The 25818-nt window shown below is 72.9% G+C and carries 24 protein-coding genes and 1 pseudogene; 11 read left to right on the forward strand and 14 right to left on the reverse strand.

Annotated features, from left to right (window positions below; genetic code table 11):
• Positions 1-228: 228 nt before the first annotated feature.
• The 3 genes and pseudogenes from ACFVGS_RS01585 to ACFVGS_RS01595 all read right to left on the reverse strand — a co-directional run.
• Positions 229-834 (reverse strand): annotated as a pseudogene (locus ACFVGS_RS01585) (lysophospholipid acyltransferase family protein); the annotation flags it as partial.
• Positions 831-1664 carry a GNAT family N-acetyltransferase gene (locus ACFVGS_RS01590; protein WP_385689257.1) on the reverse strand — a complete coding sequence of 278 codons (834 nt, stop codon included), beginning with the start codon at positions 1662-1664 and terminating at the stop codon, positions 831-833. The pseudogene ACFVGS_RS01585 and the gene ACFVGS_RS01590, both read right to left, overlap by 4 nt.
• Before the next feature lie 148 nt (positions 1665-1812).
• Complete coding sequence (locus ACFVGS_RS01595) at positions 1813-3060, reverse strand: extracellular solute-binding protein (protein ID WP_385689259.1); 1248 nt, start codon at positions 3058-3060, stop codon at positions 1813-1815.
• Positions 3061-3300: 240 nt separating this feature from the next.
• Between ACFVGS_RS01595 and ACFVGS_RS01600 the strand changes: the two genes are divergently transcribed.
• On the forward strand, positions 3301-3516 hold the full coding sequence (locus ACFVGS_RS01600; protein WP_385689262.1) for a dodecin: 216 nt from the start codon (positions 3301-3303) through the stop codon (positions 3514-3516).
• A 33-nt stretch (positions 3517-3549) separates the two neighbouring features.
• On the opposite strand, the gene ACFVGS_RS01605 is transcribed toward ACFVGS_RS01600, so the two are convergent.
• Positions 3550-4038 carry a hypothetical protein gene (locus ACFVGS_RS01605; RefSeq protein WP_385689264.1) on the reverse strand — a complete coding sequence of 163 codons (489 nt, stop codon included), beginning with the start codon at positions 4036-4038 and terminating at the stop codon, positions 3550-3552.
• A gap of 126 nt (positions 4039-4164) precedes the next feature.
• Here ACFVGS_RS01605 and ACFVGS_RS01610 point away from each other — a divergent pair, with 126 nt between their 5' ends.
• Positions 4165-6549, forward strand: a complete 2385-nt coding sequence (locus ACFVGS_RS01610) for an ATP-binding cassette domain-containing protein (protein ID WP_385689267.1) — start codon at positions 4165-4167, stop codon at positions 6547-6549.
• 18 nt (positions 6550-6567) lie between these two features.
• On the opposite strand, the gene ACFVGS_RS01615 is transcribed toward ACFVGS_RS01610, so the two are convergent.
• Positions 6568-7122 (reverse strand): YceI family protein, encoded by a 555-nt coding sequence (locus ACFVGS_RS01615; protein WP_385689269.1) that lies wholly within the window; start codon positions 7120-7122, stop codon positions 6568-6570.
• Between the two features lie 116 nt (positions 7123-7238).
• Between ACFVGS_RS01615 and ACFVGS_RS01620 the strand changes: the two genes are divergently transcribed.
• A complete protein-coding gene (locus ACFVGS_RS01620) occupies positions 7239-8093 on the forward strand; it encodes a helix-turn-helix domain-containing protein (protein ID WP_384409588.1) in 855 nt (284 codons plus the stop codon).
• A 66-nt stretch (positions 8094-8159) separates the two neighbouring features.
• Complete coding sequence (locus ACFVGS_RS01625) at positions 8160-9530, forward strand: pyridoxal phosphate-dependent decarboxylase family protein (protein WP_385689273.1); 1371 nt, start codon at positions 8160-8162, stop codon at positions 9528-9530.
• Between the two features lie 14 nt (positions 9531-9544).
• Here ACFVGS_RS01625 and ACFVGS_RS01630 read toward each other — a convergent pair whose 3' ends face one another.
• The 4 genes from ACFVGS_RS01630 to ACFVGS_RS01645 form a co-directional block, all read right to left on the reverse strand.
• Entirely contained in the window at positions 9545-10378 is an 834-nt protein-coding gene (locus ACFVGS_RS01630) for a class II glutamine amidotransferase (protein WP_385689276.1), read from the reverse strand.
• A gap of 104 nt (positions 10379-10482) precedes the next feature.
• The gene (locus tag ACFVGS_RS01635) at positions 10483-11232 is read right to left on the reverse strand and encodes a succinate dehydrogenase/fumarate reductase iron-sulfur subunit (RefSeq protein WP_385689279.1); all 750 of its coding nucleotides are present in this window, start codon (positions 11230-11232) and stop codon (positions 10483-10485) included.
• Positions 11229-13172 (reverse strand): fumarate reductase/succinate dehydrogenase flavoprotein subunit, encoded by a 1944-nt coding sequence (locus ACFVGS_RS01640; protein ID WP_385689282.1) that lies wholly within the window; start codon positions 13170-13172, stop codon positions 11229-11231. Before ACFVGS_RS01640 ends, ACFVGS_RS01635 begins: the two co-directional genes overlap by 4 nt.
• Position 13173: 1 nt before the next feature.
• Complete coding sequence (locus ACFVGS_RS01645; protein ID WP_384409597.1) at positions 13174-13899, reverse strand: succinate dehydrogenase; 726 nt, start codon at positions 13897-13899, stop codon at positions 13174-13176.
• A 95-nt stretch (positions 13900-13994) separates the two neighbouring features.
• Between ACFVGS_RS01645 and ACFVGS_RS01650 the strand changes: the two genes are divergently transcribed.
• Positions 13995-14921 (forward strand): LysR family transcriptional regulator, encoded by a 927-nt coding sequence (locus tag ACFVGS_RS01650; RefSeq protein WP_385689285.1) that lies wholly within the window; start codon positions 13995-13997, stop codon positions 14919-14921.
• 7 nt (positions 14922-14928) lie between these two features.
• Here the strand turns inward: ACFVGS_RS01650 and ACFVGS_RS01655 are convergent, their stop codons facing one another.
• Both ACFVGS_RS01655 and ACFVGS_RS01660 read right to left on the reverse strand, forming a co-directional pair.
• Positions 14929-17106, reverse strand: a complete 2178-nt coding sequence (locus ACFVGS_RS01655) for a putative bifunctional diguanylate cyclase/phosphodiesterase (RefSeq protein ID WP_385689288.1) — start codon at positions 17104-17106, stop codon at positions 14929-14931.
• The gene (locus tag ACFVGS_RS01660; RefSeq protein WP_384409603.1) at positions 17103-17915 is read right to left on the reverse strand and encodes an SAM-dependent methyltransferase; all 813 of its coding nucleotides are present in this window, start codon (positions 17913-17915) and stop codon (positions 17103-17105) included. Before ACFVGS_RS01660 ends, ACFVGS_RS01655 begins: the two co-directional genes overlap by 4 nt.
• Positions 17916-18420: 505 nt before the next feature.
• On the opposite strand from ACFVGS_RS01660, the gene ACFVGS_RS01665 reads away from it, so the two are divergent.
• The 3 genes from ACFVGS_RS01665 (at position 18421) to ACFVGS_RS01675 (ending at position 20543) form a co-directional block, all read left to right on the forward strand.
• On the forward strand, positions 18421-19026 hold the full coding sequence (locus ACFVGS_RS01665; protein WP_385689291.1) for a hypothetical protein: 606 nt from the start codon (positions 18421-18423) through the stop codon (positions 19024-19026).
• A gap of 24 nt (positions 19027-19050) precedes the next feature.
• Positions 19051-19815 (forward strand): hypothetical protein, encoded by a 765-nt coding sequence (locus ACFVGS_RS01670; protein WP_384409607.1) that lies wholly within the window; start codon positions 19051-19053, stop codon positions 19813-19815.
• A 167-nt stretch (positions 19816-19982) separates the two neighbouring features.
• Entirely contained in the window at positions 19983-20543 is a 561-nt protein-coding gene (locus ACFVGS_RS01675; RefSeq protein ID WP_384409609.1) for a hypothetical protein, read from the forward strand.
• Positions 20544-20669: 126 nt separating this feature from the next.
• On the opposite strand, the gene ACFVGS_RS01680 is transcribed toward ACFVGS_RS01675, so the two are convergent.
• Entirely contained in the window at positions 20670-21197 is a 528-nt protein-coding gene (locus ACFVGS_RS01680) for a hypothetical protein (protein ID WP_385689294.1), read from the reverse strand.
• A gap of 392 nt (positions 21198-21589) precedes the next feature.
• Between ACFVGS_RS01680 and ACFVGS_RS01685 the strand changes: the two genes are divergently transcribed.
• The gene (locus tag ACFVGS_RS01685) at positions 21590-22249 is read left to right on the forward strand and encodes a class F sortase (protein WP_384421560.1); all 660 of its coding nucleotides are present in this window, start codon (positions 21590-21592) and stop codon (positions 22247-22249) included.
• A gap of 66 nt (positions 22250-22315) precedes the next feature.
• Here ACFVGS_RS01685 and ACFVGS_RS01690 read toward each other — a convergent pair whose 3' ends face one another.
• Positions 22316-23209, reverse strand: a complete 894-nt coding sequence (locus ACFVGS_RS01690; RefSeq protein ID WP_384421562.1) for a polysaccharide deacetylase family protein — start codon at positions 23207-23209, stop codon at positions 22316-22318.
• Between the two features lie 90 nt (positions 23210-23299).
• On the opposite strand from ACFVGS_RS01690, the gene ACFVGS_RS01695 reads away from it, so the two are divergent.
• Positions 23300-23746: a universal stress protein gene (locus tag ACFVGS_RS01695; RefSeq protein ID WP_384421564.1), complete on the forward strand. Its 447-nt coding sequence runs from the start codon at positions 23300-23302 to the stop codon at positions 23744-23746.
• A gap of 57 nt (positions 23747-23803) precedes the next feature.
• Here ACFVGS_RS01695 and ACFVGS_RS01700 read toward each other — a convergent pair whose 3' ends face one another.
• The gene (locus ACFVGS_RS01700) at positions 23804-24997 is read right to left on the reverse strand and encodes a CapA family protein (RefSeq protein ID WP_385689299.1); all 1194 of its coding nucleotides are present in this window, start codon (positions 24995-24997) and stop codon (positions 23804-23806) included.
• 241 nt (positions 24998-25238) lie between these two features.
• Between ACFVGS_RS01700 and ACFVGS_RS01705 the strand changes: the two genes are divergently transcribed.
• Entirely contained in the window at positions 25239-25814 is a 576-nt protein-coding gene (locus ACFVGS_RS01705; protein ID WP_384421567.1) for a sigma-70 family RNA polymerase sigma factor, read from the forward strand.
• Positions 25815-25818 lie beyond the last annotated feature (4 nt).

Here is a 25818-nt window from a genome sequence, read left to right on the forward strand (position 1 = left end):
GGGGACGCCGGGGAGTCCGCGCGCGGTCGTGGTGGTCAGGGCGACGGCCGCCTCGGCGGTACGGGCGAGGGAGCGCCGGTCAGTGCCGGGTGCCGTCGGCAGCGGGTCGAGGACCCGGAGTTCGGCGACGAGGCCGGGTGTCGTGGCGATCCGCCACAGCGAGGCCCCGAGGGTGTCCGCGCCGACGAAACCGGCGGGGCCGACCGGCCGGTAGTCGATCCGTACCGGCTGGACGCGGGCTCCGCCGTCGAGCGCGGCCTGGAAGGCGGCCGGGCGGAAGACTCCGCGGGCCCGCCCACACCAGGTGGAGCCCTCCGGGAACACGGTCACCCGGCCGCCGGCGGTGAGGACGGCGGCCATGCCGGCCACGGTCGCGGGCAGGCTCCTGATCCGGTCGCGGTCGATGAAGACGGTGCCGCCGAGGGCGGCGAGCGGGCCGAGCACGGGCCAGCCGCGCACCTCGCGCTTGGCGAGCATCCGGCCCGGCAGGACGGCCGCGACGAGCGGGATGTCCAGCCATGAGATGTGGTTGGCGACCACGAGCAGCGGGCCGGGGCCCGGCACCGGCCGGCCGGTCACCCGGATCCGTACCCCGAAGCCGCGCAGCACGGCCCGGCACCAGAGGCGGACGAGGAGAAGCCGCCCGGCGGCGGGCAGCGGGGCCGCGAGCGGGGAGAGCAGCACCCCGAGGAGGACGGCGGCGAGCCCGGCGGTCAGCCGGAGCACACCGGCCGCGGTGCCGCCGCGCGGGGCGGCGGCACCGGGGTGGGCGGCGCACCGGCCGGGTGTGCAGGGTGCCGTGGGCAGCCACGGCGAGACGGCCGGGGTGTTCACCGGGCCGGGGCGAGCGAGAGGAAGTGGCGCAGGTAGCGCGGGTTGGTGCGGCGCAGCGAGAGCAGTACGTAGAGGTCGGCCACGCCGAAGTCGGGGTCGTGGGCCGGGGCGCCGCACACCCAGGCGCCGAGGCGGAGGTAGCCGCGGAGCAGCGGCGGCAGTTCCGCGCGGCTGCCCGTGCCCGCGGCCGGGGTGACGCCCTCGGGGGTCCAGAGTCGGTGCGGGGTGACCCAGTACTCCTCGGGGGCGAGGTGCTTGGCCTTGACGGTGTCCCAGGTGGCGGCGGCGAGGGAGCCGCCGTCGGCGAGCGGCACGGAGCAGCAGCCGGCCAGCCAGTTGTGTCCGGTGCGGGTCATGTAGCGGGCGAGACCGGCCCAGACGAGGGCGATGACGGCGCCGTTGCGGTGGGCGGGGTGGACGCAGGAGCGGCCGACCTCGACGAGGTCGTGGCGGATCGGGTCGAGCCGGCCGAGGTCGAACTCGGTCTCGGAGTAGAGCCGCCCTGCGACGGCGGCCCGCTCGGGCGGCAGCACCCGGTAGGTGCCGACGACCTCGCCGGTGTCCTCCTGGCGTACGAGGAGGTGGTCGCAGTACGCGTCGAAGGCGTCGCTGTCCAGGCCGGGTTCGGGCCCGTCGAGGCGGGCGCCCATCTCGCCGGCGAACACCAGGTGGCGCAGCCGCTGCGCGGCCCGGACGTCCTCCTGGTCGCGGGCCAGGCCCACGACGTAACGGGGCTGCGGCTCGCCGCCGGTCGCCGGCTGGGCGGGGACGGCGGTGAGGGACCCGGCCGACGGTTCGGCGACGGGCTGGACGAGGGGGACGGCGGCCATGTCGGGCTCCTCCGGCGGTTCGGAAGGGGACGGTCGGAGCCGGGCCGTGCGAGCGGTGGCCCGGCTCCTCGTTTCTTCCGTGACCGGCTGGATTCGACGTGACCGGCCGGGGGCCGGTTGGTGTGGAGGGGCTGAATGGTGGGCGGCCCTACTCGGCGAGGGTGTCGGTGATCTCCTCGGAGGCGTCCCGGGCGGCCTGCCGCGGGTCCTCGCCGGAGAGCACGGCCGTCATGTACGGCTTGATGGGGTTGTCGGCCTCGACGTCGGCCCACTGGGGCGAGTTGGGCGTGGCCCGGCCGCGGGCGGCGGCGGCCGCCATGGTGGCGGTGGCCTCCTGGCCGGCCACGACGGAGGCGAGGGAGGTCTTGTTGGGCACGTAGTTCATGGCGCGGGCGAGTTCGCCCTGCCACTTCTCGCCCGCGAGGGCCTTGACCACGTCGAGGGCGGCGGCGCGTTCGGGCGCGTTCTCCGGGATGATGAGGTCGGAACCGCCGGTGAAGACGACGCAGGGCCGGCCGGCCTTCCTGCCGGGTATGGGGAAGTAGCCCAGCTTGTCCTTGAGCGCCGGGTTGGCCTTGAGGATGGCCGGGACGACGCTGGGCGGGGCGATGATCTGGGCGACGTCGCCTCCGGCGAACACCTCGGCCTGCGGCGGGTTCTGTTCGTCGGCGTTCTTGGGGCCCTTGCCGAGGGCCTGGAGCCGCTTGTAGACGTCCATGCCGCGCAGGGCGGCCGGGCTGTCGAGCGCGCCGGCCCACACGCCGCCCTTGTCGACGGCGAGGTCGCCGCCCTCCTCCCAGATGAAGCCGGAGAGCGTGTACCAGTCCTGTCCGGCGAGGTAGATGCCCTGGTGTCCGTCGTCGTTGAGCTTCTCGGTGTCGTCGAGCCACTCGTCGCGGCTCTTCGGCGGCTTGACGCCGGCCTCGGCGAAGAGGTCCTTGTTGTAGATGACGATGCGGCTGGCCGCGTACCACGGGATGCCGTACTGGGCGCCGTCGATGCTGCCCGGTTCGGCGAGGCCGGGGAGCCAGTCCTCGCTGCCGAGGTCGCGGACGGACTCCAGGGTGAGGTCGTAGAGCTTGTCGGTCTCGGCGTACTGGGCGACCTGGGTGTTGCCGACCTCGATGACGTCGGGGCCGCCGGGGCCCTCGATGGCCTCGGTGACCTTCTTCCCGATGCCGGTCCAGTCCTGGATCGTGACGTTCAGTTCGACGCCGTCGTGCTCGGCCTCGAAGGATGCGGTGAACTTCCGGAGGAAGTCGTCGCTGACGCTGTCGCGCATCAGCCACACGTTGACCGTGCGGGTCTTGCTCCCGCCGCCCGGAAGGAGCCCGCAGCCGGCGAGGGCGAGGGCGGAGACGACTGCCAGTGGACAGACGAGACGGCGGTTCTTCACGTAGGTCACCTTCTGCGGGGAGGGCTGCCGACCCGACGTGTGGGGGGACCGAACGGAAGGTTCGCGCGGGTGTGTGGCCTGGATTCTGGTCTGGACCAATGCGCACGGTCAAGTCCTTGACGACCTCGTCCTCGCGCCGCCCCGCACCCGGCCGGCCGGCGGCGGACGTGTCGCGGACCCCGGCCGGGTGGGGCACGGTGGAGAGAACCCACCGAGGGCACCGAGAGGAGTCCGGCTCCCATGTCGAACCACACCTACCGCGTCACCGAGATCGTCGGCACGTCCACCGAGGGCGTCGACCAGGCCATCCGCAACGGCATCGAACGGGCCTCGCAGACGCTGCGCGGCCTCGACTGGTTCGAGGTCACGGAGGTGCGCGGCCATCTCGTCGACGGCTCGATCGAGCACTACCAGGTGGGCCTCAAGGTGGGCTTCCGCCTGGAGGACGGCGCCTGACGGCGTCCCGGGTACGTCCACCGCGGCGCCCGCTCAGGTCCGGCCTTCCCTCTCCTGGGCGTCCTTCAGCGCCTCCGACGCCGTCGCCCAGCGGGCCCGCACCACGGTGAAGCCCGCCGCCTCGGCGGCGTCGCAGACCATCTCGTCGTCGTCCACGAGGACGTGCACCCCGCGCTCGCGCTCCAGGCGCCGCAGCACGTCGACCTTGGTCTGCCGGGCCGGGCGGAAGTCCCGGTGGCGCCGCATGTGCACGGGTCCCTCCGGAAGCCCGTGCGCGGCGAGCCAGTCGAGGGTGTCCCGGCGGCAGCGCTCGGGCCGCCCGGTGAGGTAGACGACGTCACGCTCCTGCGCGGTACGGAGGCACAGCTCGACGCCCTCCGCGAGCGGCGGGTCCTCGGGCGCGGCGGCGAAGAAGCCGTCCCAGTCGCGCGGGCGGCGCTCCAGGAAGTGCTGGCGGTGCGCGGTCGAGGCGAGGGTGTTGTCGAGGTCGAAGACGGCCACGGGCCCGGGGTTTCGGATCACTCCCCCAGCGTAGGCGGCCGTTCCTTCCCTCAGGCTTCCGCCGCGCGCGCCGGCCGCTGTCGGCCGCTCGTCCGCCCGGCGGGCCTGACCAGGGCAAACGCGGCAAGCCGGGCCTAGAATCAGCGGATGCGCGACACCGGTACCGACCTCTTCCCCCCTGGCCCCGCCGCACCGCACGACCCGTTCGTGCGGGTGCGGGGCGCCCGTGAGCACAATCTGCGGGCCGTGGACGTCGACATTCCCCGGGACGCGCTGACCGTGTTCACCGGCGTGTCCGGCTCGGGCAAGTCGTCGCTGGCGTTCGGCACGATCTACGCGGAGGCGCAGCGCCGCTACTTCGAGTCGGTGGCGCCGTACGCGCGTCGGCTGATCCACCAGGTGGGCGCGCCGAAGGTCGGCGAGATCACCGGTCTGCCGCCCGCGGTGTCCCTGGAGCAGCGGCGGGCGGCGCCGAACACGCGCTCCTCGGTGGGCACGGTGACCACGCTGTCCAACTCGCTGCGGATGCTGTTCTCCCGGGCGGGCGACTATCCGCCGGGAGCGGAGCGCCTCGACTCCGACGCCTTCTCGCCCAACACCGCGGCCGGGGCCTGCCCGTCCTGCCACGGTCTGGGCCGGGTGCACGGGACGAGCGAGGAACTGCTCGTGCCCGACCCGGGATTGTCGATCCGGGAGGGGGCGATCGCTGCCTGGCCGGGCGCGTGGCAGGGCAAGAACCTGCGGGACGTGCTCGACGCGCTCGGGTACGACGTGGACCGGCCGTGGCGGGAGCTCGACGCGAAGGACCGCGAGTGGATCCTGTTCACGGACGAGCAGCCGGTCGTCACGGTCCATCCGGTCCGCGAGGCGGACCGCATCCAACGTCCTTATCAGGGGACGTACATGAGCGCCGGGCGCTATGTGCTGCACACCTTCTCCGACTCGAAGAGCGCGACCCTGCGGGCGAAGGCCGAGCGCTTCCTGACGAGCTCGCCGTGCCCGGTGTGCGGGGGCAGCAGGCTGCGGCCGGAGGCGCTGGCGGTGACGTTCGCGGGCCGCACGATCGCGGAGATGGCGGCGCTGCCGCTGACCGGCCTGGCGAAGGCGCTGACGGCGCACGACGGATCGGAGACGGCCCGGGTGCTCACCGCGGACCTGGTGGCGCGGATCGCGACCGTCACGGAGCTGGGTCTCGGCTATCTCAGTCTGGACCGGGCGACGCCGACGCTGTCGAACGGGGAGCTGCAGCGGCTGCGGCTCGCCACCCAGCTGCGTTCCGGACTGTTCGGTGTCGTGTACGTGCTCGACGAGCCGTCGGCGGGACTGCACCCGGCGGACACGGAGGCGCTGCTCGTGGTCCTCGACCGGCTGAAGGCGGCGGGCAACACCGTGTTCGTGGTCGAGCACCACCTGGACGTGGTGCGGCACGCCGACTGGCTGGTGGACGTGGGCCCGCGGGCCGGTGAGCACGGCGGCCGGGTGCTGCACAGCGGCCCGCCCGAGGCGCTCGCGGAGGTGGCCGGCTCGGCGACCCGGCGTTTCCTCTTCGACCGGGCGCCGGTGCCGGAGCGTGCGGTGCGCACGACCTCCGGGCGGCTGCGGGTCGGACCGGTGACCCGGCACAACCTGCGCGGCCTGGCGGCCGAATTCCCGCTGGGCGTGCTCACGGCGGTCACGGGCGTGTCGGGCTCGGGCAAGTCGACCCTGGTGGGCGCGCTCACCGAGGCCGCGGAGGAAAGCCCGGACGTGTCCCGGGTGGTGACGGTCGACCAGAAGCCGATCGGCCGCACTCCGCGCTCCAACCTGGCCACGTACACCGGGCTCTTCGACGTCGTGCGCAGGCTGTTCACGGAGACGGAGCAGGCGCGGGAGCGCGGCTACAGGGCGGGACGGTTCTCGTTCAACGTGACGGGCGGGCGCTGCGAGACCTGCCAGGGCGAGGGCTTCGTCTCCGTGGAGCTGCTGTTCCTGCCGAGCACGTACGCGCCCTGCCCGGACTGTCACGGGGCCCGCTACAACCCGGAGACGCTGGAGGTGCGGCTGCGGGGACGGACGATCGCGGAGGTGCTCGACCTGACGGTGGAGGCGGCCGCGGAGTTCTTCGCCGGGACCCCGGCGGCGGCGCGCGCGCTGCGCACGCTGCTCGACGTCGGTCTGGGGTATCTGCGGCTCGGTCAGCCGGCGACGGAGCTGTCCGGCGGCGAGGCGCAGCGCATCAAGCTGGCCGCCGAGCTGCAGCGGCCGCGCCGCGCGCACACCCTGTACGTGCTGGACGAGCCGACGACGGGGCTGCACCCGGCCGACGTGGAGGTGCTGATGCGCCAGCTGCACGGCCTGGTGGACGGCGGGCACACCGTGGTGGTGGTCGAGCACGACATGGACGTGGTGGCGACCGCCGACCGGGTTCTCGACCTGGGGCCGGGCGGTGGTGACGAGGGCGGCCGGATCGTGGCCGAGGGGACGCCGGCGGAGGTGGCCCGGGCGGCGGAGAGCCGGACCGCGCGCTTCCTCGCGGCCCGGCTCCAGGCGTGAACCACCCCGTGCCGATGACTACCTGGGCTCGACGAACTGGAGCTCCAGACCCACCTTGATCACGTCGCCGAGGATCCCGGGCGCGAAGCCGAGCCCGAAGTCGCTGCGCCGGAACTCCCCGGTCGCGTCGAAGCCCGCGTGCCGGCTGCCGTCCACCGGCACGTCCACGACGCCGCCGAACTCGACGTCGAAGGTGATGGGCCGGGTCACGTCGCCGATGGTGAGCTCGCCCTCCAGGGTCCAGTCCTCGCCCGCCCCGGCGATCCGGGTCGACCGGAAGGTCATCGTGGGCCGCTTCTCCACGTCGAGCAGGTCGGGGGCGCGGACATGGGCGTCGCGGTCGGCGTTGCCCGTGTCGATCGAGGCGAGCCGCACGGTCGCGGTGACGGACGAGGCCTCCAGGGTCTCGCCGACGACGAGTTCGGCGGTGAACTCGTCGAAGCGGCCGCGGACCTTGGAGATGCCGAGGTGGCGGATGGTGAATCCGACGGAGGAGTGCTGCGGGTCGAACGGCCAGCGGCCCGGGATCAGCGGAAGGGTGGTGGGAGCGGTGTTCTGCGTCTCAGTGCTCATGGCTCCACGATCACCGCCCGCCGCACCGCGAGGAAGGCCGCGCCCATGCGGGTAGTGGCGGAGCCTGGTAGTGACAGGGCCACCCTCCGCGGCCGGTCCGCTCGTACGATCGGGGGATGAGCGACAACGAGATCGGGGCGTTCCTGCGCGCCCGCCGCGAGGCACTGTCACCCGCGGAGGTCGGGCTTCCGGCGGGGCCGCGACGGCGCACCCCGGGGCTCCGCCGGGCGGAGCTGGCGATGCTCGCCGGCATCAGCGTGGAGTACCTGGCCCGCCTGGAGCAGGGCCGGGACCGCAACCCGTCGGCGCAGGTCCTCGGCGCGCTCAGCGACGCGCTGAAACTGCCGCTCGACGCCCGGGTGCATCTGCGTCGGCTCTCGAAGCTCCAGGGGCACGGGCACATGTGCCAGGCGGCGCCGCCTCCCTCCCGTGAGGTGCGGCCCACGGTGCGGGCGCTGCTGGACCGGCTCGGCTCGACCCCGGCGGCGGTGGTGAACATGCTGGGCGAGATCGTCGCGTACACCGAGGGCTACGAGCGGCTCGCGGGCCCGCTGGGGATCCTGGACGGCGATCCGCCGAGCCTGCTGCGCTTCGTCTTCACCGATCCGCGGGCCCGGGAGGCGTACCCGGACTGGGACGTGGTCGCCGACCAGCTGGTGGCCGCGATGGCGTACGGCGTGTCCCTGGGCGATCCGTACACGGCGGACCTGGCCCGGGAGCTGACCGTCACGGCGGGCGCGCCGTTCTCGGACCGGCTGGCCGCGGGCGGCCTGCTGCGCACCCGCTCGGGGACCGAGCGGGTGGTGCACCCGGAGGCCGGCGAGCTGCGGCTCGCGTACGAGGTGCTCGAACTGGCGGAGACCGACGCCCAGCACGTGCTCGTGCACCTGCCGGCGGACGAGGCGAGCTCCGCGGCCCTCGACCGGCTGGTCGGCCGCCGCCCCGGCACCCTGCGGGCGGTGGGCGCCTGACCCCTGCCCCTGGGAGGCGGGAGCCGCGGCTTGCGCGGCGGCGTCATCGGTTTCATAGTCCGAGGTATGGACGCGCGTGAGGCTGCGCTCCGACAGGCGTACGACCATGCTGTCCGGTGGCTGGCGAGTCTGCCCGACCGCCGGGTCCCGGCCCGCGCCGACGTCGACGAGGTCGTGCGCGCCCTCGGCCCGGACCTCCCCGACGGCCCCGGAAGTCCCGCCGACGTCGTCGACCTGATGGCCACGGCCTGCGAGCCGGGGCTCACCGCCTTCCCCGGCGGCCGCTTCTACGGCTTCGTGGTCGGCGGCACCGAACCGGCCGCGCTGGCCGCCGACTGGCTGGTCAGCGCCTGGGACCAGAACTGCGTGATGCGCACCGTCTCCCCCGCCTACACCGCGGCGGAGGAGATCGCCGGGGCGTGGCTGCTCGATCTGCTCGGTCTGCCGGGCGGCAGCTCCGTCGGTTTCACCACGGGCGCGACGATGGCGAACTTCACGTGTCTCGCCGCCGGCCGTGACGCGGTGCTGCGGGACGCCGGCTGGGACGTCGCCCGCGACGGCCTCCACGGCGGCCCTGCCGTTCGCGTCGTGGCGGGAGAGTCGCGGCACATGGCTGTCGACCTGGCTCTGCGCTATCTCGGACTCGGGCGCCCCGAGCTGGTGAGGGCGGACGACCAGGGGCGGGTCGAGGCCGAGGCGCTGCGCGACGCGCTGAGGGCCGGCGGGCGGCGTCCCACGATCGTGGTCCTCCAGGCCGGCGACGTCCATTCCGGCGCGTTCGATCCGTTCGCCGAGACCGTCCGGGCCGCGCGCGAGACGGACGCGTGGGTGCACGTCGACGGCGCCTTCGGGCTGTGGGCGGCCGCCTCACCGCGGTACGCCCATCTGACGGCGGGGTGTGCGGACGCCGACTCCTGGGCGACGGACGCCCACAAGACCCTGAACGTCCCCTACGACTGCGGACTCGCGATCGTGCGTGATCCGTCCGCGGTCCGGGCGGCGATGGGCGAACGGGGCGACTATCTCCTCCAGCACGAACACGGCGACCCCATCGACAAGGTTCCCGAGCTCTCCCGGCGCGGCCGGGCGTTCACCGTCTGGGCGGCGCTCAGGTCCCTCGGCCGGTCGGGGGTGGCGGACCTCGTCGAGCGGCTGTGCCGCCATGCCGCCGCGTTCGCCACCGGCATCGCCGGTGTGGACGGTGCGACCGTGCTGAACGACGTCGTGTTCACCCAGGTCTGCGCCGCGTTCGGCGGTGACGACCGCACGGACCGGGTGCTCGCGCGGCTGCTCGACGACGGCACGGCGTGGATCAGCGGCTCCACCTGGCACGGCCGGCGGGTCATGCGCATCTCGGTGAGCAACTGGTCGACGACCGACGACGACGTGCGGCGGACGCTCGACGCGATCCGGCGCGCGGCCGGGGCCGCGGCCTAAGGGGCAGCCGCTCGTCAGACCGCCGCCGGGGCGAACCGGTGCAGTTCGTCGAGGCCGGGCTGGACGACCCCGTAGCTGCTCTCCGGTACCTCCTTCCAGGCGCCGGGGAGATCGCCGAGGGGTTCGGAGACGATGAGGCGGCTCTCCTCCGACAGCTCCCGCAGGAAGGCGACATCGGGGTGGAGCCGGCGCAGCGCCTCCACCCGGTTGCTGTAGAAGAGCGAGCGGGAGGCTCTCGCGCTGGAGTAGCGGAAGGCCCAGACGCGCGCGCCGTCGGTGACGGCGAGCGTCATCTGGAGGGGGAACTCCACACCGTGCTCGTGGCCGACGCGCTCCACGACTCCCGCCATCCGGGCGACGGCGGCGGGCGGGTCCTGGTCGAGGCCGAAGGTGAGCGCCAGGTAGAACATCACCTCGGAGTCCGTCGTGCCCTCGATGTACGGGTAGAGCCGGGGATCGACGAGGAGTGTGAGGTCCCGGCGCAGGAGGGGGAAGTCCGTGATGGCGCCGTTGTGCATGAACATCCACCGTCCGTGCCGGAACGGGTGGCAGTTCGACTGCTGCACCGCCGTCCCGGTCGAGGCCCGGATGTGGGCGAAGAACAGCGACGACTGGACGTGGTCCGCGAGCTCTCGCAGGTTGCGGTTGTTCCAGGCGGGCCCGACGTCCCTGAGGAGGGCCGGGGTGTCGTTGTGCTGTGAGTACCAGCCGACGCCGAACCCGTCACCGTTGGTGGTCTCGACCCCCAGCTTGGAGTGCAGGCTCTGGTCGATCAGGGAGTGGGTCGGTTTGTACAGGATGGTGTCGAGCAGCACGGGCGTTCCCCAGTACGCGAGCCATCGACACATACGTGATCACCTGAACCCCTTCCACATCCCGCTCGGGTACCCGCATTCTCATTCTCGACGCCCTTCCCTGCGCACGCCACGCGGGTGGAGCGCGGAGGGTCGGCCTAGGAGCGGCCCGCCTTGCGCCGGGCCCGCAGCCACTCCTTGTTCATGGCCGCGATCGACGGCAGCGGGATGCCCTTGGGGCAGGCGGTGGCGCACTCTCCGGTGAGGGTGCAGCCGCCGAAGCCCTCGGCGTCCATCTGCGCCACCATGTCGAGGACGCGGGTCTCGCGCTCGGGGGCGCCCTGCGGCAGCACGCCGAGGTGGTTGACCTTGGCGGAGGTGAACAGCATCGCCGAGCCGTTGGGGCAGGCGGCGACGCAGGCGCCGCAGCCGATGCACTCGGCGTGCTCGAAGGCGGAGTCGGCGTCGGCCTTGGGGACCGGGGTGGCGTGCGCCTCGGGCGCGGAGCCGGTGGGGACGCTCACGTAGCCGCCGGCCTGGATGATCCGGTCGAAGGCCGACCGGTCGACGACCAGGTCCTTGACGACCGGGAAGGCGGCGGCCCGCCAGGGTTCGACGTCGATGGTGTCGCCGTCGCGGAAGGACCGCATGTGCAGCTGGCAGCTGGTGGTCCGTTCGGGGCCGTGGGCGTCGCCGTTGATGACGAGACTGCACGCGCCGCAGATGCCCTCGCGGCAGTCGTGGTCGAAGGCGACGGGGTCCTCGCCGCGCAGGATGAGCTCTTCGTTGAGGGTGTCCAGCATCTCCAGGAAGGACATGTCGGGCGAGATGCCGTCGACCTCGTAGGTGGCCATGGCGCCCTCGGCATCGCCGTTCTTCTGGCGCCAGACGCGCAGGTTGAGCCTCATGCGTAGCTCCGCTGGGTGGGGTGGACGTACTCGAAGGTCAGGGCTTCCTTGTGGAGGACGGGGGTGTCCGTCCCGCCGAACTCCCAGGCGGCGACGTACGAGAACTCCTCGTCTCGCCGGGCGGCCTCGCCGTCCGGGGTCTGGGACTCCTCGCGGAAGTGGCCGCCGCAGGACTCCTCGCGGTGGAGGGCGTCGAGGCACATGAGCTCGGCGAGCTCCAGGTAGTCGACGATCCGGTTGGCCTTCTCCAGGGACTGGTTGAACTCCTCGCCGGTGCCGGGCACCTTGATGCGGCGCCAGAACTCCTCGCGGATCTCCGGGATGCGGCGCAGTGCCTTGCGCAGTCCGGCCTCGGTGCGGGCCATGCCGCAGAACTCCCACATGACCTCGCCGAGTTCACGGTGGAAGGAGTCGGGCGTGCGGTCGCCGTCGACCGCGAGGAGGAGGTGGAGCCGGTCCTCGGTCTCGGCGAGGACCTCCCGTACGGCGGGGTGGTCGTCGGTGACGGGTTCGCCGTGCGGGTGGCGGGCCAGGTAGTCGTTGATGGTGGCCGGGAGCACGAAGTAGCCGTCGGCGAGGCCCTGCATGAGGGCGGAGGCGCCGAGGCGGTTGGCGCCGTGGTCGGAGAAGTTGGCCTCGCCGATGGCGAAGAGCCCGGGGACGGTGGTCTGGAGGTCGTAGTCGACCCAGAGTCCGCCCATCGTGTAGTGCACGGCGGGGTAGATCCGCATCGGGACCTCGTACGGGTTCTCGGCGGTGATCCGCTCGTACATGTCGAAGAGGTTGCCGTACTTCTCCTCGACCTTGGCCCGGCCCATGCGCCGGATGGCGTCGGCGAAGTCGAGGTAGACCCCCTGGCCGCCCGGGCCCACTCCCCTGCCCTCGTCGCAGACGTTCTTGGCGGCGCGGGAGGCGATGTCGCGGGGGACGAGGTTGCCGAAGGAGGGGTAGATGCGCTCCAGGTAGTAGTCGCGCTCGTCCTCGGGGATCTCGTTGGCGGGGCGGGTGTCGCCCTGGGCCCTGGGGACCCAGATGCGGCCGTCGTTGCGCAGCGACTCGCTCATCAGCGTGAGCTTGGACTGGTGGTCGCCGGTGCGCGGGATGCAGGTGGGGTGGATCTGGGTGAAGCAGGGGTTGGCGAAGTACGCGCCGCGCCGGTGGGCCCGCCACACGGCGGTGGCGTTGGAGTTCATGGCGTTGGTGGACAGGTAGAAGACGTTGCCGTAGCCGCCGGTGGCGAGGACGACCGCGTCGGCGTAGTGGGTGGAGATCCGCCCGGTGACGAGGTCGCGGGCGACGATGCCGCGGGCCCGGCCGTCGACCACGACGAGGTCGAGCATCTCGGTGCGCGGGTGCATCTCGACGTTGCCGGCGGCGATCTGCCGGGACAGCGCCTGGTAGGCGCCGAGCAGCAGCTGCTGGCCCGTCTGGCCGCGGGCGTAGAAGGTGCGGGAGACCTGGACGCCGCCGAAGGAGCGGGTGTCGAGGAGGCCGCCGTACTCGCGGGCGAAGGGCACGCCCTGGGCGACGCACTGGTCGATGATCTCGACGGAGATCTGGGCGAGCCGGTGGACGTTGGACTCGCGGGCGCGGAAGTCGCCGCCCTTGACGGTGTCGTAGAACAGCCGGTGGACGGAGTCGCCGTCGTTGCGGTAGTTCTTGGCGGCGTTGATGCCGCCCTGGGCGGCGATGGAGTGGGCGCGGCGCGGCGAGTCCTGGAAGCAGAACTGGGCGACCTGGTAGCCCTGTTCGGCGAGGGTGGCGCCGGCGGAGCCGCCGGCGAGGCCGGTGCCCACGACGATGACGCGGTGGCCGCGGCGGTTGGCGGGGTTGACCAGCTTCGCCTTGAAGCGGCGGGTGTCCCAGCGTTCGGCGATCGGCCCTTCGGGGGCCTTGGTGTCGGCGATCGGCTCGCCCACGCGGTAGTCGAGGGAGGTCATGTCAGCTCACCACTCCGGTCATGACGCCGACGGGTACGGCGATGAAGCCCGCGGTCAGGACGAGCGCGAGGGCGTTGGCCAGGAATCTGAGGGCGCGTTCGCGCCGGGCGTTGCCGACGCCGAGGGTCTGGGCGGCGCTCCAGAACCCGTGCCGGACGTGGAGGCCCACGGCGAGCATGGCGACGATGTAGACGACGTTGCCGTACCAGGTGGAGAAGGTGTCGATGACGTTCTGGTACGGCCTGCCCTCCTCGAAGCCGCCGGGGTGGACGGTGCCGGTGGTCAGGTCGAGGACGTGCCAGACGATGAACAGGCCGAGGATGACACCGCCCCAGCGCATGGTGCGGGTCGCGTAGGAGGAGCCCTTGCGGCGGTGGACGTACGCGGTGGGGCGGGCCTTGATGTCGCGCCTGCTGAGCTGGTACGCGGAGACGGCGTGCGCGACGACGGCGGTGAGCAGCACGACGCGGGCGATCCACAGCCCCCACTGGTGGTGCAGGACGGGGGCGCCCATGACGCGCAGCCAGTGGCCGTAGCCGTTGAACTCCTCGGGGCCGAAGAAGACCTTCAGGTTCCCCGTGACGTGGGCGACGAGGTAGGCGAGCATGATCAGGCCGCTCGCGGCCATCACGGTCTTCTTGCCGATGGTCGACGCCCAGAAGCCGCGGGTGGGCGCGGCGGCGGGGTGCCGGGCGGTGGTCCGTCCGGACTTGGTTGCCAGAGCCATGTGAGCGACGGTAGGGGCGAAGGGCCCGAGTGGTCCAAGACATGGTTTGGCTGATCTCCATAGGCGTGCCCTATGGAGCGGGGTAGGCTGGGCCCATGCAGTTCCAGCAGCTCCTCTATTTCGTCGCCGTCGCCGAGACCCGCCACTTCACCCGGGCCGCCGAGCGCGTGCACGTCTCGCAGCCCTCGCTCTCGCAGCAGATCAAGGCGCTGGAGCAGGAGCTGGGCGCGGAGCTGTTCAGCCGGGCCCGGGGCAACATCGCCCTCACCGACGCGGGCGAGGCCCTGCTGCCGCTGGCCCGCCGGATCCTCGCCGACACCGACACCGCCCGGCACGAGGTGCAGGAGCTGGTGCAGCTCAGGCGGGGCCGGGTGCGGCTCGGGGCGACGCCCAGTCTGTGCACCGGTCTGCTGCCGGACGTGCTGCGCGCCTTCCACGACCTGCACCCGGGGATCAGTCTCCTCATCGAGGAGGGCGGCTCGCACGACCTGGTGCGGGAGCTGGCCCGCGGTGCGCTGGACCTGGCGCTGGTGGTGCTGCCGCTGCCGACGCCCTCGCCGGCCCTGACGACGGTGGAGCTGCTGACCGAGGACCTGGTGGTGGTGTCCTCGGCCTCGGCGCCCGCGCCGCGCCGGCCGGTGCGCATCGCGGACCTGCGCGACCAGCCGCTCGTGATGTTCCGGCACGGCTACGACCTGCGGGAGCTGACCGTGGCGGCCTGCCGGGCCGAGGGCTTCGAGCCCTCGTTCACGGTCGAGGGCGGCGAGCTGGACGCCGTCCTCGGTTTCGTACGGGCCGGGCTCGGCCTCGCCGTGGTCCCGGCGATGGTGGCCGCCCGGGCGGGCCGCGACCTGCGGGTCACGGCCCTGGCGCGGCCCGGCCTGCGCCGCACGATCGCGCTGGCCCACCGCAGCGACGTGGCGCCGCCGCGGGCGGCCCGCGAGCTCCAGAAGCTCCTCATGGCCTCGCGGAGGGGCGCCGCCGTGAAGGCGACGCCCCGGCCGGGCTCCGCCACGGCCTGAGTCCTGCCTACACCGCGTCCGCCAGGACCAGCGAACGGATCCGGTCCGGGGCCCCGGGGCGGGCGTAGTACCAGCCCTGGGCGGTGTCGCAGCCGAGTTCGCGCAGCTGCCGGGCCTGGGCGCCGGTCTCCACGCCCTCGACGGTGACGGCCAGCTCCAGGCTGTGGGCGAGCTGCACGATCCCTTCGACGATCTTGATGTCGACCGGGTCCACCGGGTGCTGCTGCATGCCCTGGGTGAAGGAACGGTCCAGCTTGAGGACGCTCACCGGGAGCCGGCGCAGGTTGGCCAGGTTGGAGTAGCCGGTGCCGAAGTCGTCGAGCGCGATGTCCACGCCCATCTCGGCGAGCTGCCGCAGCGGCTTGAGCAGGTCGTCGTCCGCGCCGATCAGTGCCGACTCCGTCACCTCCAGGCACAGCGCGCCGGGTTCGAGGCCGGAGCGCTCCAGGACGTCGACCGTCTCGGCGACCAGGCCGGGGTGGTGCAGCTGGGTCGGCGAGAGGTTGACGTTGATCCGCAGCGGCCCCGTGGCGGGGTGGCCGCCGGGCGCCTCGTCCTGCCAGAAGCGGGCCTGGCGCACGGCCTCCTGGAGCACCCAGCGGCCCAGCGGCACGATCAGACCGGTGTTCTCCGCGAGCGGGATGAACCGGTCGGGGCCGAGCACGCCGTGCTGCGGGTGGCACCAGCGGACGAGCGCCTCGGCGCCGTGCACGCTGCCGTCACCGAGGTGCACCAGCGGCTGGTACTCGATGAAGAACTCGCCGCGCTCCAGGGCGGCGGGCAGCGCGGTGGTCAGCCCGTGCCGCGTGATGGCCCGCGCGTCGGCCTCCTCGTCCGCGTACTCGAAGCGGTTGCCGCCGGCCGACTTGGCCCGGTACATGGTGATGTCGGCGCTGCGCAGCACCTCGGCCGGGGTGCGCTCGCCGGCCGGTCCCTCCACCACGCCGACGCTGCCGCGTACGGTCAGTTCGCGGCCGTCGATGCTGATCGGGGTGGCGAGGGCGGCGAGCATCCGGTCGGCGAGCTCGGCGACCTGCCGTTCGCTGCCGGGCCCGGTGGTGAGGGCGACGAACTCGTCGCCGCCGAGCCGGGCGACCATTTCGCCGGGTGCGGTGACGCAGCTCTGCAGCCGGTCCGCGACCTCGACGAGCAGCCGGTCGCCGGTGGAGTGACCGAGGCTGTCGTTGATGACCTTGAAGCCGTCGAGGTCGAGGTAGGCGAGTCCGAAGCGGCTCTCGCCGCCCGGCGACAGGGTCTTCTCCAGGCGCTCGAAGAACAGGGTCCGGTTGGGCAGCCCGGTGAGGGCGTCGTGGGTGGCCTCGTACCGCAGCCGCAGGTTGAGCAGCCGCCGCTCGGTGGTGTCCTCCATGAGCGCCAGCTGGTACTGCGGGGCGCCGGCGGCGTCGCGCAGCAGCGAGACGGTGAGGTTGGTCCACAGGACGGTGCCATCACCGCGGTAGTACGGCTTCTCGACGCGGTACGAATCGCGCTCGCCGCGCACCAGCTCGTCGTACAGCCGCCAGACGTGCGGGCCGTCCTCGGGGTGGGCCCACTCGAGGATGTTCCTGCTGGTGACGGTCTGCTCCAGGCCGCCGAACATCCGGGTGAGGGTCTCGTTGACCTCCAGGACGTTGCCGTCGAGGTCGGCGATGCCGATGCCGATCGCGGCGCCGTCGAAGACCGCCCGGAAGCGGCTCTCGGTGGCGTGCAGGGCGAGTTCGGCGGCGCTGCGCGCGGACAGCGCCGAGTGCGCGATGGACTCCTGCTCGACGAGGGTGCGTTCGCGCAGTGCCTGGGCGAAGCCGGCGGCCATGGCGTGCTGGAGCCGGGAGCAGCGGGCCCGCAGCTCCTCGGCGTCGGTTTCCCGCTCGTCGCCGCAGTACAGCACCAGATACGCGTCGACGACGCCGAGGCTGCGGGAGAGCGCGTCCGGGTCGGTGCAGTGGGCGGCCACCAGGGCCTGGCCGACACGGTGCCCGGGAGTCGTGTCGAAGGGCCGGGCGTGCAGCGCGTCGCACAGCTCCCGGGCGGGCGGCAGCAGGTGCCGCTCGAACTCCTGACGGGTCATCGAGGTGGCGGTGACCGGGAACACGGCGCGGCTCCAGATGGTCACGAACCGCCTGAGTCTGTCCTCCGGTCCGTCCGCGTCGGCGACGGAACCGGCAGGCTGGGACGGCACCTTCACGCCTTGCGCCCCACCCCTGCGAACCCGGAGAAGGAGTAGGGATCCTCCTCCTCGTCCAGGCTGTCGGGCCGCCACAGCGGCATCGGCACGACGCCCGGTTCGACGATCTCGGTCCCGTCGAGGAAGCGCGTGATCTCCTCACGTGAGCGCATCACGAGCGGGTTGCGGATGTCGCGGTAGACGCCGACGGCGCCGCCCGCCCGCTCCTCGGGCACCGGGATGCCCTCGTAGGAGGCGTGGGTGAGGACGACGAGGCTGCCGGGCGCCAGCCCGTCCAGGAGCTCGGCGACGGCGGCGTGCGGCTCGTCCGCGTCCTCCAGGAAGTGGAGCACGGCGACGAGCAGCAGGGCCACCGGCCGGTCCAGGTCCAGCAGTTCGGCCACCTCACGGCTGTGCAGGATCTCGCGGGGCTTGCGCAGGTCGGCGGCGACCACGGCCGAGCGGTCGTCGCCCTCGAGCACGGCGCGGCTGTGGGCGACGGCGACCGGGTCGTGGTCGACGTAGACGACCCGGGCCTCGGCGCTGGCGGCCTGGGCGACCTCGTGCACGTTGCCGAACGTGGGTATGCCGGAGCCGATGTCGAGGAACTGGGTGATGCCCTCGTCCACGGCGTGCCGGACGGCCCGGCGCATGAAGGCACGGTTCGCCTGCATGATCTTGGGGAGCCCCGGCAGGAACTCCATGGCCTTGCGGGCCGCTTCCCGGTCCACTTCGAAATTGTGCGAGCCGCCCAGATAGAAGTCGTACATACGGGACACGCTCGGCACCGAAATATCGATACCCGGCGGGGCCCAGGCGGGACGCTCCATCAAAGTCTCCAACAAGTCGCCACGGGATGCGGCCATGTGTTCGCGGCCTACGTTCGAGCTGAGGCTACTGATCGCCCGCCGAGAGAGCGAGCAGAAACGGAAATTCGCGATCCGTTCTTGGTCACACGCCATTGGCACGTGCTGCGGGTAACGAAGACTTCACGCCTTCAGGTCGTGCAAATTCACGTGCATATGGCCGTGCGCTGCCCGTACGGCGCTTCCGACGCAGCCCGGAGGCCGGAGGATGGGGAGAACCGTACCGAACGGACGGCGACTACCGGCCAGTTCGCCCCGTCCGGTCCGGCCCACGGCTCGGCGGAATCCTTTATTCCGGCCATTCCTCGTGAATCCCCCGCAACGACGGGGGCCTTGGCGCGTTGGGCCACGCGTGAGACGACAGAGTCGGCGGAAACGTCAAACCACTGCACGCCCAGATCCGCTCCATCCGGGGAATCGGGGGCCGTTCCGGCCCGTCCGGGCCACCCGCGTGATCATGCTGCTCGGCGTGTCTCTCCTGCCTCAGCACGGGTTCTCCCGCTACCGGAAGCGACTGGCGCGCCCGCTGGCGACCGGGGCGCTGGTGTGGCTGCTCGCCGCCCCGGCGGCGCCCGTGGCCGCCGACGCCTGCGCCTGGGCGTCGACCGGCCCCGGCGGGTCGAGCGGAGTGGCGGTCGCGGGCTCGGGCCGCTGCTTCCCGACGCACCCCCCGCACCCCACCCATCCCCCGCACCCCACGCACCCGCCCCATCCCCCGCACCCGTCCAAGCCGCCCGAGCCGCAGCCGGAACCGACCCCGAAGCCCCCGCCGAAGCCGAAGCCTCCGGAGCCTCCGCCGCCCGTGCGGACCACTCCCCCGCCCCGGCCCGCCCCGGCGCCGGAGCCCGTGCGGCCGATCCCCGCGCCGGTTCCGCCCGAGCCGGAGCCGGAGCCACGGAGGCCGTCCCCGGCGCCCGCCCCGCGCGCCCGGCCCACGGCCCCGGTCGCCCTGCCGCACTACCGGCGCACGACCCGGGTCAAGCCCAAGAGCTCCCCGAACGTGCTCACCACGACCCTGCTGGTCACCGCCCCCGCAGTGCTCGCGACCGCGATCCTGCGCCCCCGTTCCCGCTGAGACCGTGTCACCGGAGGAAAACCCTTGTCCGAATGGGTAGTTCTCACCATCGCGATGGCCGCCGCGTGCGCCGTCGTGCTGACCATCGTCGTCATCAACCACCGGAGGCTCCCCGAGGACGACGACCCCAACGAGACCCCGGACGTCATCGAGTACATGACGATGATGATCGGCGTGGTGTACGCGATCGTCCTCGGCCTCGCCATCGCCGGCGTCTGGGAGGCGCGCAGCGCCGCACAGGAGACCGTGCGCCAGGAGGCGCAGGCCATGCACGAGATCTCGGAGCGGGTCGAGGTGTACCCGCTGGCCACCCGGGAGCGGATCCGGGCCGACGTCGACGCGTACGTCCGGTACGTGGTCGAGGACGAGTTCCCGTACATGGCGGAGCACGACGCGCTCAGCGAGAGGGGCACGGAGCTCCTGGAGAAGGTGCGCCGCAGCGTGACCGACTACCAGCCCGCCGACGACTTCGAGGGGCAGGCCTACCAGCCGCTCGTCGACCAGGTCGCGGTCGCCGACGACGCCCGCGGGTCCCGCGGGCAGAACGCCGGGCCGACGATGCCGGGCGTGGTGTGGTTCGGGCTCATCATCGGCGCGCTCGTGACGGTGGGCCTGATCTTCACGCTGCAGATCAGGCGCACCGGGCGGGAGGTGCTGCTGGCCGGCCTCTTCAGCGCCCTGATCGCCTTCCTGCTCTTCCTGATCTGGGACTTCGACGCGCCGTTCAGCCGGGGCATCGCGGCCACATCCGCGCCGTTCGTCGACCTGTTCCCGCAGCTCGCGGACTGAGCAGGGGTCCGCGTGCGGTCCGATCGGGTGACCTTGGTGCCCCATTCGCCCGTCTCGGATCGCGGCTGTGATAGAGGGCTCCTAGCGTTTCGGGCATCGAGGCGTATGTCCTGCCTTTTCGCGGATAGCCTTCCGCGGCTGCGCCTCGGGGACCCGGAGGATCCACCATGCGCGCGATACGTGCCGCGTCCACCGCTCTGCTGGGGGCGGCCACCCTCGCCCTGGCCGCCCCCCTCGCCGTCGCCGCCGACGGCGCCCCGGCGCCGAACCCCCGGGCGCCCCGAGCGAAGCAAGCGGGCGATTTCGTCGTGTCTCCCGGGGTCGTCGCTCCCGGCGGCCGGGTCACGCTCAGCGCGCCCGGCTGCGCGAGCACGGCGATGGCCTCGGCCGGCATCTTCGACACCGTCACCATCCCCCCCGGCTCGACGGCCACCGCCACCGTGGACATCGACGCCAAGCGCGGCGCCGTGTACACGGTGTCGTTCAACTGCACCGGAGGCGTGCAGGGCACCGTCGACCTGACCATCAGCGGCGGCACGACGCCGACGCCCACGGCCCTCTCGACCGTGCTCACCACCCCTCGCGGGGTGCAGGGCGGTCTGGGCGGCTCGTTCGACTCGACCGACGCCTGGACCCTCGCGGCCGGTGGGGGCATGGTGCTCGCCTCGGCGGTCGGCCTCGTCCTCGTGATCCGCCGCCGGTCGTCGTCCGACGGCCGACGCCACTGACGGCGCGGCGGGGTGCCCGCCCGCCGGCGAAGCCGAGGAAGACCCACGGAAAAGCCCGTCGCCCCCGAGTCCCGGAAAGGACTCGGGGGCGACGGGCGTTGCGGGCCGACCGGGAGGTTCGGCCGGTCAGGCCCCCGCGCCGGACATGCGGCGCCGGCGGGCGATGAACAGACCCCCGCCCAGCGCGGCGGCGGCAACGAGGCTGCCGCCCACGGCCATCTCGGTGGAGGTCGGGGCGAGCGAGCCGCCCAGACCGCCCTCCGCGCCCTGGCCGGCCAGCACGCGGAACTGCGTCGTGAGCTTCCGGCCGTTGACGCACGTGGCGGTCAGGGTGTGCAGGCCGGGCGTGGCGTTGTTGAAGATGCGGACGCTGACAGTGGAGAACCCTTGGTTGGAGCCCGAGAGGGTGCCGGACGGGAAGGCCGCGGACGAGACCGTGCCCGCGGCGCAGTCCCGGGTGGTGACCAGGAGAAGCGCACCCTGGTGGACCGCGAAGGGGGAGACGGTGACATTCGAGTTGTCGCCACCCTTGGGGGCCTGGAAGGAGCCGACGGTCACGCTGCTGGACCCGTTGGTGGCGGTGGCGAGGGGGGCAGCGAGCCCGAGCGCCGCGAACGCGGTCGCCGTCACCGCCAGAGTGCGTGCAGCACGCATGGTTGAACCTCCAGTGGAAGGCGCCCCAAAGCGGTGCTCCGGGCGATTCGACGAGTACGCCTTCCGTGACGAACCATCACAAACCAGAAGGACCTTCGCATGTCGGCCTTGGGCCGGTCCGGTGAGGGACGGCACCGGCCGAACGAGTGGGGAATCTGACGGATTCGCAGGTCACACGGCGTCAGAACGATGATCTGACGATTACTCGGATGGCAGATCACCCGTTCCGCCGGGCCGGTGCCCTCTAGCGCCCGCGCGGAACCGCGCGAGAGGAGCCCGCGTCCGGGGCCGCGATCGCGGGTGCCCCTCCGGTCGCCACCCGTTCGCCCCGCCCGGCGCGCCGGATCGCCTCGGCGCCCTTACCGTTCCCGTGACGCCACCAAGGGAGAACCATGAGCCCCAAGGACTTCAGCCTCTTCGACGCCGCCAGGAGACGCCAACCCTGGGGCGCGCTGGCTCTCGTCATGCTGTCCGGCCTGGCGATAATGCGCAACGGGGTCGGCTTCGAGTCCGGCCCGCCGCAGCCCACCGCGGCAGCGCGACCGGTCGCCCGACCGGTCGCCCCGGCCCCCACGGCCGCCGCCGCCATGGAGCTGCCGTACGCCCCCGCGTCACGCATCAGGATCCCGGCCATCCGGGTGGCGGCCCCGCTCATGGACGTGGGCCTGGACGACAACGGCTGGGTCGCCGCCCCGCCGCCGGAGGAGTCCAACCTCGCCGGCTGGTACCAGAACGGCATCGCGCCGGGCATGCGCGGCACCTCCGTCATCGTGGGGCACGTCGACAACCTGTCGGGGCCCGCGGTGTTCTACGGACTCGGCTCCTTGCAGCAGGGCCAGCACGTCGAGGTCGACCGGTACGACGGCCGGGTGGCCGTGTTCGAGATCTACGGGGTGGAGGTCTTCGCGAAGAACGCCTTCCCCGGAGTCCAGGTGTACGGGGACACCGGCCAGCCGGAGCTGCGGGTGATCACGTGCGGCGGCGGCTATTCGCGCGCCCACGGCTACGACGGCAACGTGGTGGTCTTCGCCCGGATGGTCGGCTTCCGCTAGGCCGTCCGCACGGCGGCGGGCCCCGGCACCGAGGAGGTGCCGGGGCCCGCCGGTGTCCGTGCCGGCTCAGCGGCGCGGGACGGTGATGCTGTAGCCGAGGTCGAGGAGTTCGGGCAGGTAGCGCTTGAGCGCGGCCACGCTGTGCGAACGGTTGCCGCCGGCATCGTGGTTGAGGACGACGACGCCGGGCCCCGCGCCGTCGAGGACCCGGCGGACGATGCTGTCGGTGGGCGGTTCCTTCCAGTCGAGGGTGTCGACGGTCCACGCCAGCGGCTCCATGCCGAGCTCGGCACCGATCTCGAACGACAGCCTGTTCCAGGCGCCGTAGGGCGCTCGGTACCACAACGGCGGTGCGCCCAGGGCCTGTTCGACGACGTCGCTGGTGGAGCCGAGCTCCTGGCGGATCAGGGAGGGCCGCAGCTTCGGGACCAGCGGATGGGACCAGGAGTGGTTGCCGACCACATGGCCGTCCTCCGCCATCTGCTTGAGCAGGTCCTCGTTGCCGACGGCCATCTCGCCGCAGACGAAGAACATCGCCCGGCAGCCGTAGCGGCGCAGGGTGGCGAGGATCTCCGGGGTGTAGCGGGGGTCGGGGCCGTCGTCGAAGGTGAGCACCATCGAGCGTCCGACGCCGGTGAGATGGAGGAAGGGCCGGGTCCTGACCGGGGGGAGCGCGCGGCGGAAGGCGGGCGGCGCGTAGCCGGTCATCGGCTGGAGCCGGTAGGCGGCGGGCCGCAGCCGCGCGGCCTGCGCCCGGGCCTGGACCTGTGGTCCGGCCGCGCCGGGCGTGGGCCGGGCGGACGGCCCGGCCGAGGGTGCGGCGCCGGCGGCGGGACCGGTCCGGCCGTCCGTCGCGCCCATGCGGTCGGTGGCGAAGACCCCGACGGCGGCGGTGGCGCCGAGGGCGGCGGCGAGCCGCAGCAGCGACCGGCGCCCTGTGGTCGTCTCATCCTTTTTCATGACCAATGGTTCGTACGGAGGACGGCGCGGGGCGCGCAGCGACACCGGCCGCCCATCCGAATCCACCTGTTGAGCCGATAGCCTCGAAGGGTGAGTGGATTCGAACGAGGTACGGACGGCCCCAAGGTGATCGTCGCCGGGGTCGACGGCTCCGCGTCCTCGCTGCGCGCGGCGGCCTACGCGGCCGGACTCGCCCGGCGGCAGAACGCGCTGCTCGCCCTCGTCTACGTCCAGCCCGTGCTCGCGGCGGGCGCGGCGATGGGCGCCCCGGTCGCCGGGGCCACGGAGGAGATCGCGGAGGGCCTGGTGGCGGAGATCCGGGAGTCCGCCGAGCGGGTGAAGGAGATCTTCCGGGTGCGCTGGGAGTTCCACACCTTCCGCGGTGACGCGTACGCGGGTCTGGTCTCGGCCGCCGACGAGCTGAAGGCGGACGCGGTGGTGGTCGGGGCCTCGGAGTCTGCCGGTCACCGTTTCGTGGGCTCGGTCGCGGTCCGCCTGGTGAAGGCGGGCCGCTGGCCGGTGACGGTGGTGCCTTAGGTCTCGCCCCGGGGCGCCGGGCGGGGCCTCAGGTCTCGCCCCGGGGCCTCCGCCGGGCTACTCCCCCGCCATCAGTCCGTCGCGGGCCGCGCCGCGGGAGAGGACGACCTCGCGGATGGCGTCGCGGGTCTCCGTGTACCGCTCCTCGCCCTTTCTGACGGCCGCGTTGAGGTTGACCACCCGGCCGCGCGCGGTGTCGAAGAGCTGCGGGACGAACTCGGCCTTGCGCACCTCCCAGCGGCCGCCGGGCGCGGCGGGCGGGACGAAGGTGAAGCGTGCCAGGGTGCCCTGGTTGCCGCGGGGGTCGTACGAGCCGTTGTAGTTGATCATGTCTCCGGCGATCTGGTCGCCCATGCCGTAGACGATCCAGGTGCCGTTGACCTTCTCGTAGGCCTGGGGCACATGGGCGTGGGTGCCGATGATCAGGTCGATGTCGGGGCGGCCGCCGGTGTTCGACGCGGTGAGGGCCTGACCCAGGGAGAGTTGGCGCTCGTCGGGGGCGGACTGCCACTCGGTGCCCCAGTGGACCGACACCACGACGACGTCGGCACCGGCCTTGCGGGCGGCCCTGGCGTCGGCGACGATCTTCTGCTCGTCGATGAGGTTGACGGCCCAGGGCTGCCCCGCGGGCAGCGGGTAGCCGTTGGTGTCGTAGGTGTAGGCGAGCTGGGCCACGGTCGCGCCGCCCGCCTTGAGCAGGGTGGGCCGGGCGGCCTCCTCGGCGCTGCGGGCCGAGCCGGCGTGCCGTACGCCCGCCTTGTCGAGGGCGTCGAGGGTACGGCCGAGGCCGGCGGCACCGTCGTCGAGGGTGTGGTTGGAGGCGGTGGAGCAGGAGTCGTAGCCGGTCTCCTTGAGCGCGACGGCCACCTCGGGCGGCGACTTGAAGGCGGGGTAGCCGGTGTAGGGGCCGCCCTCCGCCCCGTACACGGTCTCCATGTGGCAGATGGCGAGATCGGCGCCGGAGACGACGGAGCGGACGCCGGCGAGCATGGGCCGGAAGTCGTAGCCCGCGCCGCCCGCGTCGGCGGCGGCCTGCCGGATGATCGAGTCGTGCGGGAGGACGTCGCCGGAGGTGACGAGGGTGAAGGGAGCCGGGCCGGCGGAGGCCGCCCCCGGGGCCGCCGGCCGCTGCGAGGGCTTGGCCGGCGCCGCCGGGCCGTGGGACGAACGGTCCGCGGCGGCGCAGCCGGTGGCCGCGGCGAGCAGGACGGCGGCGAGGGCCGCCGCGCCGGTTCTGGTGCGTGGGGTCATCTGCCGAACTCCGCTGATTCATAGGATGAACATCTGTTCATGCGAATTCACAGCGGACGAAGGCCCCAGTCAAGGGTCAATGCCGCAGAGGGCGGGAAACCCCGCTGAATCGGACGCACCGCTTCCGTCCGGCCGTTCGCCGACCGCTCGCCGAACCGTTCACCGCTCGGTGCGACCGTTCGTCGCAGACATCCGCCCGCTCTCTGTCCGCCGCCGCCCGGATGCGTTCGTATACGGCACCATGACCACGGCACTGACGGCAGCGGCGACCACCGACGAGCGGGCCCTGAGGGAACTCCAGCGGGAACACGGCCCGGCGCTGTTCTCCTTCCTGCTCGGCCTGACCCAGGGCGACCGGCAGCGCGCCGAGGACCTGGTGCAGGAGACCCTGGTCCGCGCCTGGCTCCATCCCGAGGCCTTCGACTCCCCGTACGAGTCGATGCGGCCCTGGCTGTTCACGGTGGCCCGGCGGCTCGCCATCGACGCCCGCCGCTCCCGGCTCTCCCGGCCCGCCGAGGTCGGCGACGAGCTGCTCGCCGTGACCGCGGACCCGGCCGACGCCACCGAGACGGCCGTCGCCGCGCTCGACGTCCGGGCGGCGGTGCGCGGACTGCGCCCGGAGCACCGGGCCGTCCTCGTGCGGCTCTACTTCCACGGTCTGACGGTCAACGAGGCCGCGGCCGAGCTCGGCATCCCGGCCGGCACCGTCAAGTCCCGCTCGCACTACGCGCTGCGCCAGCTCGGCCACCGGCTGCCGGGCTACCGTCCGCCGCGCCGCACGGCCGTTGCCCGGCCCACGGCCGGCGCCCCACAATGACCGT

The sequence above is a fragment of the Streptomyces sp. NPDC127114 genome (assembly GCF_042677525.1).
In the GTDB taxonomy this organism is placed as follows: domain Bacteria; phylum Actinomycetota; class Actinomycetes; order Streptomycetales; family Streptomycetaceae; genus Streptomyces.